At 67.5% G+C, this 18,302-nt stretch carries 12 protein-coding genes; 3 read left to right on the forward strand and 9 right to left on the reverse strand.

Annotated features, from left to right (window positions below; genetic code table 11):
* Positions 1 to 144: 144 nt before the first annotated feature.
* The 7 genes from ASF09_RS13060 to ASF09_RS13090 all read right to left on the reverse strand — a co-directional run bounded on the left by ASF09_RS13060 (position 145) and on the right by ASF09_RS13090 (position 8,956).
* The gene (locus tag ASF09_RS13060) at positions 145 to 2,673 is read right to left on the reverse strand and encodes a glycoside hydrolase family 3 protein (RefSeq protein WP_060526793.1); all 2,529 of its coding nucleotides are present in this window, start codon (positions 2,671 to 2,673) and stop codon (positions 145 to 147) included.
* A gap of 126 nt (positions 2,674 to 2,799) precedes the next feature.
* Entirely contained in the window at positions 2,800 to 5,148 is a 2,349-nt protein-coding gene (locus ASF09_RS13065; RefSeq protein ID WP_060526606.1) for a TonB-dependent receptor, read from the reverse strand.
* A complete protein-coding gene (locus tag ASF09_RS13070; protein ID WP_060526607.1) occupies positions 5,048 to 6,034 on the reverse strand; it encodes a FecR family protein in 987 nt (328 codons plus the stop codon). The genes ASF09_RS13065 and ASF09_RS13070 overlap by 101 nt, the downstream gene beginning before the upstream one ends.
* An 84-nt stretch (positions 6,035 to 6,118) precedes the next feature.
* A complete protein-coding gene (locus tag ASF09_RS13075) occupies positions 6,119 to 6,619 on the reverse strand; it encodes an RNA polymerase sigma factor (RefSeq protein ID WP_060526608.1) in 501 nt (166 codons plus the stop codon).
* 122 nt (positions 6,620 to 6,741) lie between these two features.
* Complete coding sequence (locus ASF09_RS13080; protein ID WP_060526609.1) at positions 6,742 to 6,978, reverse strand: hypothetical protein; 237 nt, start codon at positions 6,976 to 6,978, stop codon at positions 6,742 to 6,744.
* On the reverse strand, positions 6,975 to 8,165 hold the full coding sequence (locus ASF09_RS13085; RefSeq protein ID WP_060526610.1) for a glycosyltransferase: 1,191 nt from the start codon (positions 8,163 to 8,165) through the stop codon (positions 6,975 to 6,977). The genes ASF09_RS13080 and ASF09_RS13085 overlap by 4 nt, the downstream gene beginning before the upstream one ends.
* Positions 8,162 to 8,956: a DUF2334 domain-containing protein gene (locus tag ASF09_RS13090; RefSeq protein ID WP_060526794.1), complete on the reverse strand. Its 795-nt coding sequence runs from the start codon at positions 8,954 to 8,956 to the stop codon at positions 8,162 to 8,164. The genes ASF09_RS13085 and ASF09_RS13090 overlap by 4 nt, the downstream gene beginning before the upstream one ends.
* Before the next feature lie 322 nt (positions 8,957 to 9,278).
* Here ASF09_RS13090 and ASF09_RS13095 point away from each other — a divergent pair, with 322 nt between their 5' ends.
* Together ASF09_RS13095 and ASF09_RS13100 are read left to right on the forward strand one after the other, a co-directional pair.
* Positions 9,279 to 10,202, forward strand: coding sequence for a hypothetical protein (locus ASF09_RS13095; RefSeq protein ID WP_147453163.1), 924 nt, complete (start codon positions 9,279 to 9,281; stop codon positions 10,200 to 10,202).
* Entirely contained in the window at positions 10,199 to 10,708 is a 510-nt protein-coding gene (locus tag ASF09_RS13100) for a DUF2141 domain-containing protein (protein ID WP_060526612.1), read from the forward strand. Before ASF09_RS13095 ends, ASF09_RS13100 begins: the two co-directional genes overlap by 4 nt.
* Before the next feature lie 24 nt (positions 10,709 to 10,732).
* Here the strand turns inward: ASF09_RS13100 and ASF09_RS13105 are convergent, their stop codons facing one another.
* Positions 10,733 to 11,194 carry an Lrp/AsnC family transcriptional regulator gene (locus ASF09_RS13105; RefSeq protein WP_060526613.1) on the reverse strand — a complete coding sequence of 154 codons (462 nt, stop codon included), beginning with the start codon at positions 11,192 to 11,194 and terminating at the stop codon, positions 10,733 to 10,735.
* Positions 11,195 to 11,301: 107 nt separating this feature from the next.
* Between ASF09_RS13105 and putA the strand changes: the two genes are divergently transcribed.
* Positions 11,302 to 14,904, forward strand: a complete 3,603-nt coding sequence (gene putA / locus ASF09_RS13110) for a trifunctional transcriptional regulator/proline dehydrogenase/L-glutamate gamma-semialdehyde dehydrogenase (RefSeq protein ID WP_060526614.1) — start codon at positions 11,302 to 11,304, stop codon at positions 14,902 to 14,904.
* Between the two features lie 434 nt (positions 14,905 to 15,338).
* Here the strand turns inward: putA and acnA are convergent, their stop codons facing one another.
* On the reverse strand, positions 15,339 to 18,023 hold the full coding sequence (gene acnA / locus ASF09_RS13115; protein WP_060526615.1) for an aconitate hydratase AcnA: 2,685 nt from the start codon (positions 18,021 to 18,023) through the stop codon (positions 15,339 to 15,341).
* Between the last annotated feature and the right edge of the window lie 279 nt (positions 18,024 to 18,302).

The raw sequence follows: 18,302 nt of genomic DNA on the forward strand, positions 1-18,302 counted from the left end.
ATCCCCCATATCGGCAGCCGGATCTGTGGCCGGGCTGCGCTATCGATCCATCAGAGCATGACCGACCGAGAAAGCCAATTCATTTGGCAAATCAGACCTTTGACAGGAACCGCGCGGACGGTGCGAAGGCCCGCTCGGCTTCCATCAATCGCCGCACTTCGTCATCGGCACGGGCGCGGAGTCGATCTTGACGTCGGAGATCGACAGGCCGAGCTTGCCGTCGGTGGCGATCACGAACGGTGCGGTGACGTGCGCCATGTCGATGCCGCGCTTGGCGAAGCATTGCAGCGGAACGATCACCTGCTGCCAGTCGCCCGGCTTGCCGGCCGCGAGCGTCCTGGTGATCGGGACGGTGACCGCCTTGCCGTCGTTGCTGACCATGCCGAGACCGATCGGTGCGCTGCCCGCGCGATCGACGCGGACGTCGACGACGAGGCTGAGTTCGCCGTTGCTCTCACGCGTGAGATCGAGTGGACCCGACGCCTCGACGCGCGTTTCGGCGGGGCCGCCGGTCCAGACGAGCGCGCGCGCATCTTCCTGACGGCGGCGGTCGACCGCGGAGGCGGTGAGGCGCTTGGTCGCGGTCGTCGCGTTGACGCCGAGCAGGCGGACCTTCGACTGGCCCTGCTCGACCAGCGCGAGCGACCAGCCCTCGGGAACGCGGCCCTTGCCGAAGATCGTGCCGTTCGACGATGCGGCCATGCCGGCGGGGCGGGTTTCGTCGAGCTTCGGCACGCTGCCCGGCTTGGCATAGCTGAGCCCGTAGCCGAACACGAACAGCGGGTCGTAGCCGGGGTCGGAACGGTTCAGGACATACTGGTCGGGACGCTTGGGCCAGGAGAAACTCAATTTGCCGCGGAAGTCGTTGGCGACGCTGCCGTCCTTCTTGCGGAACAGCACGTCGGCGACGCCGCCGCCTTCGCTGCCTGGCAGGAACGCCGCGACGAATGCATCGGAAGCGTTGAGTTCGGCATTCACCCAGAGCGGGCGGCCCGACAGGAACACCGCGACGACGGGGACGCCCGCGGCCTTCAGTTTCCGCAGGAGCTCCAGATCCGATTTATCCTCGGGGCTGTATTCGAGGTTCGGGCGGTCGCCCTTGAACTCGGCATAGGGCTGCTCGCCGAACACGACGATCGCCGCGTCGGGCTTCTTGGCGAAGCTGCCGTCCGCGGACAGCGTCGCGGTGCCGCCGGCGTCCTTGACCGCGGTGCTGATCCCCGACCAGATCGTCTCGGCGTTGGGGAAGTTCGCGTTGGTCGTGCCGCCGCCCTGCCAGGTGAGCGACCAGCCACCGGCCTGTTGCGGGATGTTGTCCGCACCGCCGCCTGCGACGAGGATGTTGGCGGAGGGCTTGAGCGGGAGGAGTCCGCCTTCGTTCTTGAGCAGCACCATCGATTCGCGCGCGGCACGGCGGGCGATCGCGCGGTGGTCGGCGGCGCCGATGAGGTTCATCTTGCCGGCGAGCGCGCGCGACGACGGGCGACCGCGATCGAACGTGCCTGCGCGGATCTTCACGCGCAGGATGCGGCGGACCGCGTCGTCGAGGCGCGTGGCGGGGATCTCTCCGGATTGCGCCTGTTTCAGCGTGTTGGCGTAGAGCGTCTTCCACCCGCTGCCCGAATACATGAACATGTCGAGCCCGGCGTTGATCGCCGCGGCGCAACTCTCGTTCGAACACCCGTCGACCTGGCCGTGGCCGTTCCAGTCGCCGACCACGAAGCCGTCGAAATGGAGGCGGTCCTTGAGGACGCCGGTCAGCAGGCTCTTGTTGCCGTGCATCTTGGCGCCGTTCCAGCTCGAGAAGCTGGCCATCACCGACTGCGTGCCGGCCTCGATCGCGGCGGGGTAGCCGCCGAGGTGGATGTCGCGCAGGGTCGTCTCGGGGATGCGCGCGTCGCCCTGGTCGCGACCGCCGGTGCCGCCATCGCCGAGGAAGTGCTTGGTGGTCGCGATGACGTGGTCGGGGGCGAGGAATTCCTTGGTGCCGACCTTGCCCTGGACGCCTTCTATCACCGCGCCGGCATAGTCCGCCTGGACCTGCGGCTCTTCCGAATAGCTTTCATAGGTCCGGCCCCAGCGATCGTCGCGGACGACGGCGAGCGTCGGTGCGAAGGTCCAGTCGATGCCGGCGGCGGCGGTCTCGATCGCGGTGACGTGGCCGATCTCGCGCATCAGGTCGCGATCACGCGCGGCGCCGAGCCCGATATTGTGCGGGAATAGAGTGGCGCCGGGGATGTTGTTGTTGCCGTGGACCGCGTCGGTGCCCCAGATCACCGGAATCGCGGGGCGGCCGTCGCTGCGCGCCATCGACGCGTCGTAGAAGTCGTCCGCGAGTTTTAGCCACTCGACCGGCGGCGCGAGATCGTTGCCGTGCGGGCCGGCGTTGCCGCCGTTGAGGATCGAGCCGAGCTTGTAGGTGCGCAGGTCGGACGGCTCGATGCTGGCGATGTCGACCTGGATCAGCTGGCCGATCTTGTCCTCCACGGACATGCGCTTCATGATCGCGTCGATCCGTGCCTCGACCTTCGGATCGCGCGAGGGACGCGCGTTCGCGGTCGGCCAGATCTCCGGGTGCGCGACCGCGGAAAGCGCGGGTGCCGGAGCCGGCACGGGCGTCGTCGCGGATTGCAGCAGAAGCGCGATCGTGACCGTGGAAAAGCCTGCCGACATCATAGTCCCCCGAGATGGCACGCGATTTGGTATCGGTACCTTATGGCCTCGTCGTACCGGTGCGGCGCGGTAGCATGCAAATGAATTGGTCGTGCGGTGGCGGGCGTTGTCGCGCGGGCGCGTTGCTCAGAAGCCGATCGACAGGCTCAGCGTGATCGCGCGCGGTCGGACCGGGACGGTCTGCTTGATCGACGCGAGCGTGAACGGGTTGCCGAAGCCGAAACTGTTGCCGCGTCCGTTCAGGAGATTGTCGACCGCGAGCGACCAGTGGCGCGGACCGTCGTCGACCGTCGCGCCGGCAGCGACCGTCGCATAATTGCCCGCCCGACGATCGAGCGTCGGGTCGAAGCTCAACCGGGTCTGGCCGATATAGCGCGCAGTCAGATAGGCGCTGGCGGGCAGCGCGATCAGCGAGAATTTCCGCGTCAGGCCGAACCGCGCGGAAAAGTCGGGGACCACCGGCAGGCGGCGGTCGTCGTCGTTGCCACGCTGGTATTCGCTGGGGGAGGTCAGTCGTGCGCGCTGGATGGTGGTACCGACATCGATCGTCAGCGGTCGCGCGTCCATCCGCGCGCCGAACTCGATGCCGTAATTGGTGGCGTTGCCGACGTCGATCGTTCCGAACAGCCCATCCGAATCGACCACATCGCTGCGCAGGTGCTTCCAGACCGACCCGAAGACCGCGCCGGTGAGGCTGACCCGGTCGTCGAACGCGCGGACCCGCCAGCCGAGTTCGAGGCTTTGCAGTTCGTCGCCTGGAATTTTCTGGTCCTTACCGGGCAGATCGCGCGAGACCGCGGCGGGCCGGATCGCGCTGGCATAGCGCAGCCAGACCAGGCCGATGTCGTCGCGGTGCCAGCTGAGTGTCGCGCTGGGGGTGATTCCGAGCTTGGTCGCGCTCTGCTCCTGCGGGCCCTGCTGTTCGATGTCGTTGGTCGTGACGAAGCCGCGCAGGCCGAGCTTGAAGTCGAGTGCGGAGGACAGCCGCTCTGTGCCTTCGGCGAACAGCGCGGCCTCGAAGACCGCTTCCTTGTCGTCGCGGGCTTCGATCGCGTCGCCTGCCGCGACGAAGCTGCCCTTCAGCCGGGTGGTGCCCTTCAGCAGCGACGCACCGATGATCCAGGGATGGCGCGCGGACGGATCGCTGACGCGAAACTCCTGCGTCAGCAGGCGTATCTCGCGACTCTCGTCATAAGCGAGCGGCGTGGCGGTATCGAGCAGGCTCGCCCTGCTGCTCGCGTCGTAGGTGCTGGTGAAATCGTGCGATACGACCGAACTGGTCGACTGTACGTCGAGCCGGCCGATCGATCCGCGGATGTCGAGCGATCCCGTCACGAAATCATTGTCCTGCGGCTCGGCGATCGAAGTCGCGCGCGTCAGGCCTCGCGTGGCATATTGGCTGTCGCGGGTGTCGATCCACTGGCCGACGCCGCTCGCGGTCGCGGTCCAGCCGTCGCCGATCGCCCAGCGCAGTGCCGCGCGGGCGCCGGTTCGCCCGGTGCGGTTGACGTTGCGTTTGCCGCGTCCGTTGTCGTCGATCCAGCCTGGCATCGTCTCCGCCCAGGCCGATGCGCGCAGCGCCACGCTGCCCGTCACGATCGGCAGGTTGACGGTCGCATCGAGCGCGCCGCCCAGCGCGCCGTCCTTGATTCCGGTGACCTCGGTCGAGAGCGTCTGGGACACGGCGTTCAGATCGGGCCGGGTGGTGACGATCCTGACCACACCGCCGAGCGCGCCGGTGCCGTACAGCGTTCCCTGTGGCCCGCGGAGGATCTCGACATGGTCGATATCGACCATCCTGAGGTCGGGATCGGGCGAGGAATAGCCGATCCGTGCGTCGTCGAGATACAGGCTGACGAGCGACTGGCTGGTGCCGTTGAACGCGCTGTCGGCGACGCCGCGCAGGAACACCCGGTCCCGGCCCGGCCCGAGATTGGTCGAGAACGCGCCGTCGGTGGCGGCGAGGAGATCGACCAGCCCGCGCTTGCCGCTCAGACGATCCAGCGCCGGCGCACCGAATATGCCGATCGAGGCGGGAAGGTCGGACAGCCGTTCGTCGCGTTTGCTGGCGGTGACGATGATATCGCCACCGGCGTCGACCGGCGGTGCGATCTCGCGGTTTCGCTCGTCCGGGTCGCGGTGCGGTGCAGGTTCGATCCGCCAGGTCGTCGCATCGACGCGGACCGCGCGCAGATGCGTCCCGGCGAGCAGCTTGCGGAGCGCCTTGGCGATATCCGACACATGGTCGATGCGTTTGACCTGCACGGCGGGCAGCGACCCGGCCATGCCGATCGAAATGCCCGTCTGCCGCGCGAGCGAATCGAGTGCGATGCGCAGCGAACCCTGGGCGATGCTGATCCCGCCCTGAGCCGGTTTATCCGCGTAGGCCGGCGCGCTCGATATGGACGACGCCGTCAGCGCGACGCAACCGTACAGGCAGAACCGCGCGAAGCTGATCGAGGAGCCGCGATCCATCGCCAATCGTCAAAACCCCGGAAAAGCGCAGCCCAGCGGCGGACGGATCGACCACCAGCGGGGCGGTCGCATACCGCGATATGTCCGCGACAACCAGCGGTAACGGCGCACCGTCGTAGTTCAGCCGGCCATCGGTCCAGTCGGCGACCGAGGCGGGCGAAACCGACCGCCGCTCGGCGATCCCGGTGGTGGTATCGATGTCGAGCCGCTGCCCCGCAATCACCGCAGCGGGAGGCGACCCGTCGGCGGTATGCGGCGCGACGCTGACTTCGCCTTCGGCGACGGCGACCGACAGCGTTCGACCGGCGTTGACGACCGAAAAGCGCGTGCCGACGTCGCGGATGTCGTAGTCGCCGGCGCGGACGATCAGCGTTCGCGACGGATCGTGACGGACGGTAAAGCTCGCCGCGCCGTTCGCCAGCGTGATCAGCGGGGTGGTGCCGCCGGCGACCGAAACGCGCGATCCGCGATCGATCCGCATCGCACTGCCATCCGCCAGCGTCAGCGCACGCGTATCGCTGGCGTTCGTCGCATAGACCTGTGCCCCGTCGCCACCGAGTTGCGGCGCGACGAACAGCAGCGCCAGCCCGGCCGCGAGCGCGCCGCCGGTGCCCGTCGCCGCCCAGCGCCAGCGCGATGTCCAAGCGGGCAGGGCGAGCGGTTGCGCTTCGACCACCGCGTCGTCGTTTGCCGGCAGCAGCGCGGCGATTGACGGGGCGGCCTTGCCGATCTCGTCATCGAGCAGCGCGATCGAGTCATAGGCGGCGCGGTGCGTGTCATCGAGAGCGAGCCAGTCGCCGAACCCCACCCAATCCATGTCGGGCGCATCGATCCGGGCGTGCCAGGCCGCCGCTGCGTCGATCGGGTCTTGGGTCGTCGCAGCCATCAAGGTGCCCTCGTTCCAAGCGGATGCCCCCCGCTCGTGCCATAGACGCCACCGTTCATCCCGCACCGCAGTCGGGCGTGACGATCAATCGTCGTTTCGATCATCGAGCGCCTTTCTGAGATGCCTGAGCGCGACGGCGATGTGCTTTTCGACCGCACTGCGCGTGATGCCGAATTCCGCGGCGACCTCGGCATGCGAGAGGCCATCGATCTTGTGGCGGCGGAACACACGCATCGCCCCCTCGGGGGGGCCGGCGAGCGCGGTTGCGAGTTGCGCGATTCGCTGCCGCCCGGCAACCGCGTCGAAGGCGGAGGGCGTATCGTCGACCGCTTCGTCGCCCATGATCGTCGTCATGCTCTCCGCATAGCCGGTGTCGCGACGCGCCCGCCGTCCGGTCGCGCGCACCCGGTCGAGCACGATGTTCAGGCCGATCCGGTGGAGATAGGCGAGCGGGTTGGCGATCGGTCCGGCGGCGGGTTCGGCGGTGCGCAACCATATCTCCTGCACCACGTCTTCGGCTTCCGCAGCACTCCCCGTTCGCCCGGTGAAGAACCGGACGAGCTGCGGGCGATGCGCCGCAAGCACTGCCGAAAGCCCGGCAGGCTGAAAACTTTCCGCGTCGGCTACGGCATTGCTCCGAACTTCAGGAACCGAGACGGATACCGCGTATCGCGGCGTCTGTCGCTACCGAAGGACGGTGGGGCGTCTCACAGACTGCGGGATCGCGTGACGACACGCCACAGCAGCACGATTGCGACCGCGATCAGCAGGAAGACCGCGGCGATCGGGGCGAAGTAGAAGAGCGGCGCCCGCCACGGCGTCGTGGCGACCGGTGGCGATCGAGTCAGGTCGTCGCGGATCGATGGTCGCGCCACGGTGGTCGCGCTCGCCAGATCGTCTTCGCTGGTGTCCGGCATCGAGATCAGAGCCATGGCGGTCATCATGCCACGTCCAGCCGGCGTTCGGGCTGTGCAACCATATTGTCCTCGTACAAGGCCAGAAGCGCGTCGAAATGATCGTCCATCGTGCGCACCGGGCGATCGAGAGGACCCGACGCCGAGGCCAACCGCGTTCCGGCAAACGCCAGGATCGCATCGGCGGCCGCCTGCGTATCGCCGGATCGATAGAGTACGCCGTCATTGGCCTGCGCCAGATCGGCGGCGCCGCCGCGATCGGGTGCGATCAGGGTCAGCCCCGACGCGATCGCCTCGGCCGCGACGAAACAGAAGGTCTCCGCCTCGCAACCGTGGACCAGCGCATCGGCACTGGCCATCAGCCGGGCGATCGCGGTCCGGTCGCGGATCGGCTCGAGCAGGCGGACATGCGGGTTGTCGCCGATCGCGTCGATCACGCGCCGTTGCCGCGAACCGCCGCCGATGATCAACAGCCCGACCGGGGTATGCGTACCCGCGACCGTCGCGGCCTGCGCGACCATGTCCCAGCGCTTTTCGGGCGCATGGCGCCCGACCCCGATCAGCAGCAGCGCATCCTCGCCAAGCCCGCACAGCGCCAGCATCTCGCGGCGCAGGTCCGCGTTGCGTAAGCGCGGCGAGAACTGGCCCGGATCGACGCCCATCGGATCGGTCGTCACCTTGTTGAGACCGCCTTCGCGCAACCGTTGGGTCAGGCTGTCGCTGGCGCTGACGATATGGTCGAACTGTGCGTCGAGCCGGCGCAGATGCCGCCAATACCAGTCGAACGCGCGGTCGATCGCCTGGGTCGAGGCGACGTTGCCGAACCAGCGATAGGCATAGGCCGACAGCGGATCGGCATGTGCGATCAGCGAGAGCCGCGCGCGCGACCCCGACTGCGTCCGCCAGTCCGCGACCATCGATGCGCTGCGCCACGGCGACGACACCTCGACCACGTCGGCGTCCTCCTCGTCGAGCATCGCATGCAGGGCGGTGCGGTCGGCGAAGTAGCGATAGGAGCGGTCGAGCGGGAAGCGTGGCGATTTCAGCCATCGCACGCGGGCGTTGGGGCCGCGCTGTTCTTCGCGGTTCTCCTCGCCGGGGGCGATGACGACGACTTCGTGCCCGCGCGCGGCGAGCGCGACGAGCTTGCGGTCGATATAGGTGCGCACGCCGCCGCCGGTCGGCGTGTAGAATGCGCAGACGTCGACGATCTTCATGCTGCGATCCTCTCGACCGGGGCATCGGACATCTGGTCGGCGACGAGATCGGCATAGCGCGAAACCGTGCGGCGCTCGGCGAGCGTGCGCAGCGTGCGGTCGATGCTGGTCAGCAGGGACTCCTTGGTCACGTCGCCTGGGTGGACCGCGACGCGCATCGTCGGCATCCAGTCGGGCATGATGCGCGCCGCCGCGGCGACCGCGAGCGAACTGGCGGTGCGCGCGCGCGTCCGGCTGGCCCAGGTCACGACCGGGCCGCGCGAGACGATCGCGCCGGTGGCAGGCTGCCAGACGCGGAAATGATCCTCGGCCAGCGCGAAGTCGCAGGCCTTCAACGCCGCGTGCGCACCCGGTCCGTATAGCCAGGCCGGGGCGATGAAGCCCGCGACCGACCGGCCGATCGCCTGCTCGACCATGTCGCGACCGGCGCGCATCCGGTGTTCGGCTTCGGCCGCGTCGAGCCCGAGGAACTCGCCTTCGCCGGCGGTCATGTAGCGTGCCTTCAGAGCAGTGGCCGCATTGCGGTGATCGCTCGCGTCACGGTGGAACCAGCCGTGCAGGAACATCTCGACGCCGGCATCGGACCATGCGCGCAGCCGCCGCTCGAACGCCGGGGCACGATCGAGCCGCGCGGCGCCCCAGTGATCGGGGACCACCAGCATCGCGAACTTCGGTCCGCCTAGGATCGCGTCGATCCGCTCGGCGAGCAGGTCGATCGGCGCCACGAAGGCGGGGGAGACGTCGTGAATCGACACCACCAGGCGGCGTTGCGCCGCCGATTTGCCTGCCATCGGCTTGGCGTCGGACGCTGGAGGACGCTGCCCCTCGCTGTGGTCGCCCCCGCTCTCGCTCTGGTCGAATGTCGCCATGGTCTTGCCTTCATACGTCGCGCACTGATGACGGGACGGCGCCGCCTCGATGCTTCCGCAGTCCGTGCCGATACCTACCGGCAAATTATTTCACTGATGGGACGGGCATCGCTGCGGCTCGGCGTTGCTGGCGGCGTCCTGTGGGCATGACCCGATCCGGATCACTCGCTTCGGCGTCGCTTGGCACCACACGCCTCTGCCGCCCGCCGCTGGCCAGGTCCTGTTTCTACCGGAGCAATGTCGCATGACAGAGATGCCGCTGACGCTGACGCGCGCGCAGGTTTTCCCCGCCCTTACCCCGACCGTCGTCCGCAAGGGCTTCGTCGGCCGCTGGCTCGCGCCGCTGTTGTCCGCCGCGATCCTGATCGGCGCGTTGTGGCAGCTGCGCAGCCTCGACGTGCCGGGCATCCTGCACATGGTGCCGATGTCGCCGCTGTTCTGGGCGATCTTCGCGCTGGGCTATCTGGTCACGCCGTTCAGCGAATGGGTGATCTATCGGCGGCTCTGGCGATTGCCGCCGAGCGGCATTCTCGCGCTGCTACGCAAGCGGATCAGCAACGAGATCATCCTCGGCTATTCGGGCGAACTGTATTTCTACGGCTGGGCGCGCAAGCACGCGACGATGGTCGGCACCCCGTTCGGCGCGATCAAGGACGTCGCGATCCTGTCCGCGGTGGTCGCCAACGTCTGCACGCTCGCGCTGGCGGCGGCGAGCTGGCACGCGCTCGCCGCGCTGCATCTCGGCACCAGCGCGAAGGTCATGATCGTGTCGGCGGCGAGCATGGCGATCCCGTCGCTCGTCACGCTGGTGCTGCGCAAGCGCCTGCTGACTCTGCCGCGTCCGGAACTGACCCGGATCGCGGTCATCCATTTCCTGCGGATCGTCGCTACCACCGTGCTGGCCGCGTTGCTGTGGGCAGCCGTGATGCCCGCCGCGCCGCTCGCCTGGTGGCTCGCGCTGGCGACGTTGCGGATGCTCGTGTCGCGCCTGCCGCTGTTGCCGAACAAGGACATCGTGTTCGCCGGGCTGGTCGCCTTCACCGTCGGGCGGACCTCCGAAGTGACCGCGGTGCTGACGATGATCGCCGGGCTGTGGCTGGTAACGCATCTTCTTCTCGGGGCGGCGCTGACCGCGGTCGAACTCGCTACCATGGAGCGTAACAAGTGATCCTGTTTTCGATATTGGCGCTGGCCGCTACCCCGATCCCCTCGACGCCCAGGCTCGGCACCGTCGAGGCGCGCTGCCGACCCAACGAACCGGGGCCTGCGCTGATCGTCGATGTTGATGGGCTGAAGGACCGGGTCGGTGTACTCCGCGCCGAACTCTACCCCGCGCGCGACGGCGACTTCCTCGCCGACGACAACGTCCTGATCGGCGCCGGTAAGACTTTCCGCCGATCGGTGATTACCGTGCCCGCGAGCGGGGTGGCGTCGCTCTGCCTGCGCGTGCCCGCACCGGGGACCTATGCGCTCAGCGTCGTCCATGCGCGCGACGGCGGCCACGGCTTCAGCCTGCTCCACGACGGTATCGGCTTTGCCAGCAACCCCAAGCTCGGCCATTCCAAGCCGCGGGCCGATCAGGCCAAGGTCGTCGTTCATGACGGTATCACCACCACGCATGTCGTGATGAACTATCGCAGCGGACTATTTTCGTTCGCGCCGATCAAGCAATAGCCGAGGAGGATCCGGACCCGCGGATCAGCGGGTCCGGTCCTTGACGGTTTCCATCGCCACGAAGGTCGACGTGCTCGCGACGTGCGGCAGGCTTGAGATCTTCTCGCCGAGCACCGCGCGGTAGCGGCGGATGTCGGCGGTGCGGACCTTGAGCAGATAATCGAAGCTGCTCGCGATCATGTGGCATTCCTCGACCTCGGGGATGCGGCGGACTGCGGCGTTGAACGCCTTCAGTGCCTGTTCGCGCGTGTCGTCGAGCTTCACCTCGGCGAACGCGACGTGATCGAGACCCATCTTCTCGGCATCGACGATCGCGCAGAAACCGCGGATCACGCCGCTTGCGATCAGTTTGCGCAGGCGAACCTGGCAGGGTGTCTTCGAAAGCCCGACAGCGGCCGCGAGGTCGGTGACCGACATGCGCCCGTCCTCCAGCAGCGCAGCGACGATCTTATGGTCGAAGCCGTCCATTTCGACTGCCACTGGCATTAAATCACTCCGATCGGTTCGCGAATGGCGCGTACAAAAGCGATATAGGCCGCCCGATGCCGATACATAAGCCGGATCGACTTTTGGAAGCGATCTAAGGCGGTGGCATGACCAGCCAGCCCTTCGCCGCCTTCGCCCCCGCTATCCGCGAGGCTACCTCGTTGCGATCGGCGATCACCGCCGCGTATCGGCTGGACGAGGCCGAGGCGCTCGCACCGTTGATCAAGTCCGCGACGCTCGACCCCGAAACGCACGCCGCGGTGCGCGAGACGGCGCGCGACCTGGTGACGCGGATGCGCGCCGAACATCGCGGCACCGGCGTCGAAGGACTGGTGCAGGAATATTCGCTGTCGAGCCAGGAGGGCGTCGCGCTGATGTGTCTCGCCGAGGCGCTGCTGCGGATCCCCGACGATGCGACGCGCGATGCGCTGATCCGTGACAAGATCGCCGGCGGCGACTGGACCGCGCATCTTGGCGGCGGCAAGTCGCTGTTCGTCAACGCCGCGACCTGGGGGTTGGTGGTCACCGGCAAGCTGGTCGGCAGCGTCGACGATCGCGGGCTCGGCGCGGCGTTGTCGCGGCTGGTCGCGCGGGTCGGCGAGCCGGTCATCCGGCGCGGCGTCGATCTCGCGATGCGGATGATGGGCGAACAGTTCGTCACCGGCGAGACGATCAAGCAGGCGCTCAAGCGCGCGCGCGAGCTGGAGGCCAAGGGCTTCGGCTACAGCTACGACATGCTCGGCGAGGCGGCGACGACCGCCGCCGACGCTGCGCGCTACTATGCCGATTACGAGACCGCGATCGACGCGATCGGCAAGGCGTCGGCGGGGCGCGGCGTGTATGCGGGGCCGGGCATCTCGATCAAGCTGTCCGCCCTGCACCCGCGCTACGTCCGTGGGCAGGCGGCGCGCGTGATGGACGAATTGCTGCCGATGGTGGCGCGTCTCGCCGCGCTGGCGAAGCGCTACGACATTGGCTTCAACATCGACGCGGAGGAGGCCGACCGGCTCGAACTGTCGCTCGACCTGCTCGAGAGCCTGGCGCTCGATCCCGATCTGGCGGACTGGAACGGACTTGGGTTCGTCGTTCAGGGCTATGGCAAGCGGTGCCCGTTCGTGATCGACTGGATCGTCGATCTTGCGCGGCGATCGGAGCGGCGGATCATGGTCCGGCTGGTCAAGGGCGCATACTGGGATGCCGAGATCAAGCGCGCGCAGGTCGATGGCCTCGCCGACTTCCCGGTCTACACGCGCAAGCTCCATACCGACATCGCGTACATCGCATGCGCCCGGAAACTGCTGGCCGCGCCCGACGCGGTGTTCCCGCAGTTCGCGACGCACAACGCGCAGACGCTCGCGACGATCTATCAGCTTGCCGGACCCGATTTCGCGATCGGTCAATACGAGTTCCAGTGCCTGCACGGGATGGGCGAGCCGCTGTATCAACAGGTCGTCGGCACGGATAAGCTCGACCGGCCGTGCCGGATTTACGCACCGGTCGGCACGCACGAGACGCTGCTCGCGTATCTGGTTCGCCGGCTGCTCGAGAATGGCGCGAACTCGTCGTTCGTCAACCGGATCGCCGATCCTGCGATCTCGATCGACGCGATGATCGCCGACCCGGTCGATATCGTGTCGGCGATGCCGAACCCCGGTGCGCGCCATGACGAGATCGCGCTGCCGGGCGGACTGTTCCCCGATCGGCGCAACTCGGACGGCATCGATCTCAGCGACGAGACTGCGCTGGCGGCGTTGGGTGACGCTCTGCGGGAAAGCGCGGCGATCGCGTGGTATGCCGGTTCCGAGGCCAGCGGCGAGACGCGTGCGGTACTCAACCCGGCCAACCACCGCGACGTCGTCGGTCACGTTGCCGAAGTCGCCGTCGAGGACGCGCGCGCTGTCGTAGCGCGGGCGGCCGCGAGCACCTGGTCCGCAACGCCGGTGGCGGAGCGTGCTGCGGCGCTCGATCGTGCGGCCGACGCGATGCAGGCGCGGATGCCGATCCTGATCGGTCTCGTGATCCGCGAGGCGGGCAAGTCGGCGGCCAACGCGATCGGTGAGGTCCGCGAAGCGATCGATTTCCTGCGCTATTATGCGCAGCAGGCGCGGACGACGATGGGGCCGGCACAGATCGCGCTGGGGCCGGTGGTGTGCATCAGCCCGTGGAATTTCCCGCTCGCGATCTTTGCGGGGCAGGTCGCCGCCGCGCTGGTCGCGGGCAATCCGGTGCTCGCCAAGCCTGCCGAGGAAACCCCGTTGATCGCTGCCGAAGCGGTGCGGTTGTTGCACGAGGCGGGGATCCCGGCGGATGCGTTGCATCTCATTCCCGGCGACGGTGCGATCGGCGCGGCACTGGTCGGCGCGCCCGAGACGGCCGCGGTGATGTTCACGGGGTCGACCGACGTCGCGCGGCTGATCCAGCGCCAGTTGGCGACGCGGCTGTCCGCCACCGGCGCGCCGATCCCGCTGATCGCCGAAACCGGTGGCCAGAACGCGATGATCGTCGATTCGTCGGCGCTGGCGGAGCAGGTCGTCGCGGACGTGTTGGCGTCGGCGTTCGATAGTGCGGGACAGCGGTGCTCTGCGCTGCGCATCCTGTGCCTGCAGGACGAGGTTGCCGACCGGACGCTGGCGATGCTGAAGGGTGCGCTGCAGGAGTTGCGGATCGGCCGTACCGACCGGCTCGCGGTCGATATCGGTCCGGTCATCACCGCCGAGGCGAAGGCGGGAATCGATACGCATATCGCCCGGATGCGCGCGGCGGGGCACCGGGTCGACCAGCAGGACCTGCCGGCCGAATGCGCACACGGCACGTTCGTCGCGCCGACGATCATCGAGATCGGTCATATCGGCGACGTCGAACGCGAGGTGTTCGGGCCGGTGCTCCACGTCATCCGGTTCAAGCGCGACAAGCTCGACGCGCTGATCGATGCGATCAATGCGACCGGGTATGGGCTGACCTTCGGGCTGCACACACGGCTCGACGGGACCGTCTCGGATATCACCGCGCGGGTGAAGGCGGGCAATATCTACGTCAATCGCAACGTCATCGGTGCGATCGTGGGCGTGCAGCCGTTCGGTGGGCGCGGGCTGTCGGGGACTGGTCCCAAGGCGGGCGGTCCGCTGTATCTCGGGCGGCTCGTGACTGAAGCCGCGAACGCGCAGATCGGGTCCGGTACGGCGATGCCGTTGCTCGACTCGTTCATCGCGTGGCTGGGCCAGCGCGGCCACCGCGCAACCGCCACCGCCGCGCGTCTCTATCGCGACGGGTCGGCGCTGGGTGTCGAGACGCTGCTGCCGGGCCCGGTCGGCGAGCGCAACGTCTATGCGCTGCATCCGCGCGGGCGTGTGCTGCTGAAGCCTGCGACGCCAGCGGGGTTGCTGGAACAGATGGCGGTCGTGCTGGCGACGGGCAATCGTGCGCAGGTCGAGGGCATGGCGCTGCCCGAGGGGATTCCTGCGGCGGTCGCTTCGGTGTTCGCAGAGGACGACGACGCGCCGTTCGCCGCGGTGCTGGTCGAGGGTGATGCGGCGGCGGTGACGCAGATGGTCGAACGGGTTGCGGCGATGCCGGGGCCGATCGTCCTCGTCCATGCGGCCAGGCTTGGCGCGCCGCTTGCCTACACGCTCGACTGGCTGCTGGAGGAGGTGTCGACCTCGATCAACACCACCGCCGCGGGCGGCAATGCGAGCTTAATGATGATCGGATAACGGGAACAGGACGATGCGGCGTCACCATGATGATGCCTAACCGCACTTTAATTGTAAAAATGTCGCTCGAACACGCGACCGACATATCCCTGCAACATATCGGCGCGAAAGGGAGAGCGTCGCCGCTCCCTCTCCCCCTGTGGACGGCGACTTTGACCGGGTCCCCCCTGTCCCGGTCTTCTCCCTGAACTACGGGGCGACCTTCACGGTCGCCCCGCCTTTTTGTGTTCGGGAACGCGCGGGATCTCGGCGCTAGACGCGCCGCGGCGATAACCTGAGATTCTCGCACTCTATCGATCCTCCCCCGCTAGGGGGAGGTGGCAGGCGCTTGCCTGACGGAGGGAGAGGTAAGGGAAACCTCTGTTCCGATGTCCTCCCCCTCCGTCGCCTTCGGCGCCACCTCCCCCTTGCGGGGGAGGATCGTATCGCAGTCTTTACGCGGCCAGCTTGCGCAGGACGTAGTGGAGGATGCCGCCGTTGAGGAAATATTCCAGCTCGTTGACGGTATCGATCCGGCACTTGGTCTGGAACGTCTCGCTGGTGCCGTCGGCGCGGGTCATCTTGACCGTGACGTCCTGACGCGGGCGGATGCTCGCGACGTCGAGGATCGTGAAGGTCTCCGAGCCGTCGAGGCCGAGCGTCTTGCGATCGGTGCCTTCGGCGAACTGCAATGGCAGCACGCCCATGCCGACCAGGTTCGAGCGGTGGATACGCTCGAAGCTCTCGGTGATGACCGCGCGGACGCCCAACAAGTTCGTGCCCTTCGCCGCCCAGTCGCGCGACGAGCCGGTGCCGTATTCCTTGCCGGCGACGATCACCAGCGGGGTGCCGTCCTGCTTGAAGCGCATCGCGGCGTCGTAGATCGCCATGACTTCGCCGTCGTACTTCGACATGCCGCCCTCGATGCCGGGGACCATCTCGTTCTTGATGCGGATGTTGGCGAAGGTGCCGCGCATCATCACGTCATGGTTGCCGCGGCGTGCGCCATAGCTGTTGAAGTCCGCCTTGCTGACCTGATGCTCCTGCAGGAAGCGACCAGCGGGGCTGTCGGCCTTGATCGAACCGGCCGGCGAGATGTGATCGGTGGTGATCGAATCGCCGAGGATCGCGAGCGGCTTGGCGTCGATGATGTCCTGGACCGGCGACGGCGTCATGCTGAGGCCCTCGAAGTAGGGCGGGTTGGCGACATAGGTCGACCCTGCGCGCCATGCGTACGTGTCCGAGCCGGTGACGTCGATCTCGCGCCACTTGGCGTCGCCCGCATAGACGTCGCCGTAGCGCGCGCCGAACATGCCTGCGTCGATGTTGGCGTCCATCGTCGTGCGGACTTCCTCGTTGGTCGGCCAGATATCGCGCAGATACACGTCCTGGCCGTCCGACCCCTGGCCCAGCGGCGTCTCGATCATGTCGGTCGTGACGGTGCCCTTGATCGCATAGGCGACGACGAGCGGCGGCGAGGCGAGGAAGTTGGCGCGGACGTCGGGCGACACGCGGCCTTCGAAGTTGCGGTTGCCCGAGAGCACCGACGCGGCGACGAGGTCGTTCTCGTTGATCGCGGCCGAGATCGCAGGCGCGAGCGGGCCCGAGTTGCCGATGCAAGTCGTGCAGCCGTACCCGACAAGGTTGAAGCCGAGCGCGTTCAGGTCGGCGGTGAGGCCAGCCTTGTCGAGATAATCGGTGACGACCTGCGAGCCAGGAGCGAGCGAGGTCTTCACCCAGGGCTTCGACTTGAGGCCGAGTGCGTTCGCCTTGCGTGCGACGAGCCCTGCAGCGACCAGCACCGACGGGTTCGAGGTGTTGGTGCAGCTGGTGATCGCGGCGATGACGACGTCGCCGTCGCCGATGTCATGCTCGCGACCCTCGACCGCGACGCGGGCGGGCTGCTCCTTGTGGTAGAGCTTGTGGAGGTCGCTGTTGAACACCTCGTCGACCTTGTTGAGGCTGACGCGGTCCTGCGGGCGCTTCGGGCCTGCGAGCGATGCAACGACGGTGCCCATGTCGAGTTCGAGCGTGTCGGTGAAGACGGGGTCTTCCGCGTTCTCGTCGCGCCAGAAGCCGTTGGCCTTGGCGTACGCTTCGACCAGCTCGACATTCTCGTCAGACCGTGCGGTGAGGCGCATGTAATCGAGCGTCTTGTCGTCGATCGGGAAGAAGCCGCAGGTCGCGCCGTACTCAGGCGCCATGTTGGCGATCGTCGCACGGTCGGCGAGCGTCATCGACGACAGGCCGGGGCCGAAGAACTCGACGAAGCGGCCGACCACGCCCTTGGCGCGCAGCATCTGCGTGACGGTGAGCACGAGATCGGTGGCGGTGATGCCTTCGTTGAGCTTGCCGAGCAGCTTGAAGCCGACGACCTCGGGGATCAGCATCGACACGGGCTGGCCGAGCATCGCGGCCTCGGCCTCGATACCGCCGACGCCCCAGCCGAGTACGCCGAGACCGTTGATCATCGTCGTGTGGCTGTCGGTGCCGACCAGCGTATCCGGATACGCGATCATCGTGCCGTCGCCGTGGTCACCCGACGACGCCGACGACCAGACGGCCTGACCGATATATTCGAGGTTCACCTGATGGCAGATGCCGGTGCCGGGGGGGACGACCTGGAAATTGTCGAGCGCCTTCGAGCCCCACTTCAGGAACTCGTAACGCTCGATGTTGCGCTCATATTCGAGGTCGACGTTGTCATGGAACGCCTGCGGGGTGCCGAACTCGTCGACCATCACCGAGTGATCGATGACGAGGTGGACGGGGACCTGCGGGTTGATCTTCTCGGGGTTGCCGCCGAGCTTGGTCATCGCATCGCGCATCGCGGCGAGGTCGACCACGCAGGGAACACCGGTGAAATCCTGCATAAGTACGCGGGCGGGGCGATACTGGATCTCGCGGTCGCTGCGACGCTCCTTCTGCCAGTCGACGATCGCCTGGATATCCTCGCGCGTGACGGTCACGCCGTCCTCGAAGCGCAGCAGGTTCTCGAGCAGCACCTTCATCGAGAAGGGCAGGCGGCTGATGTCGCCGAGCTGTTCCGACGCCTTGGCGAGGCTGTAATAGTCGTACGACTTGCCGCCGGTGGAGAGGCTGGTGCGGGTCTTGAGGGTGTCCTGGCCGATGGCAGTCATAGGGGTCCTTCCCGTGGGCGTCGGGCCGCCGGGCGCCGAGGGGACAGCCATATAGGCCACGCGGGCGCGTCGGGGACCGAGCGAAAAATGCTGTTACCGGAGGGGCCTTAGCAAGGGGGAGCGCATCGGGGAAGGGTGGGGTTGCCGTGCTGCAAGGTATTCGGTGATCGCGGTATGCGCGGTAGCGCTACCGGTTGTTTGCGGTCGCGGGGGGAAGTTTGGTGCGCGCGTTCTGTCGGACCGGCGCGAGACGACGACGATGACGGTCGATCGGCCTGT

The sequence above is a fragment of the Sphingomonas sp. Leaf242 genome, from assembly GCF_001422045.1.
GTDB lineage: Bacteria > Pseudomonadota > Alphaproteobacteria > Sphingomonadales > Sphingomonadaceae > Sphingomonas.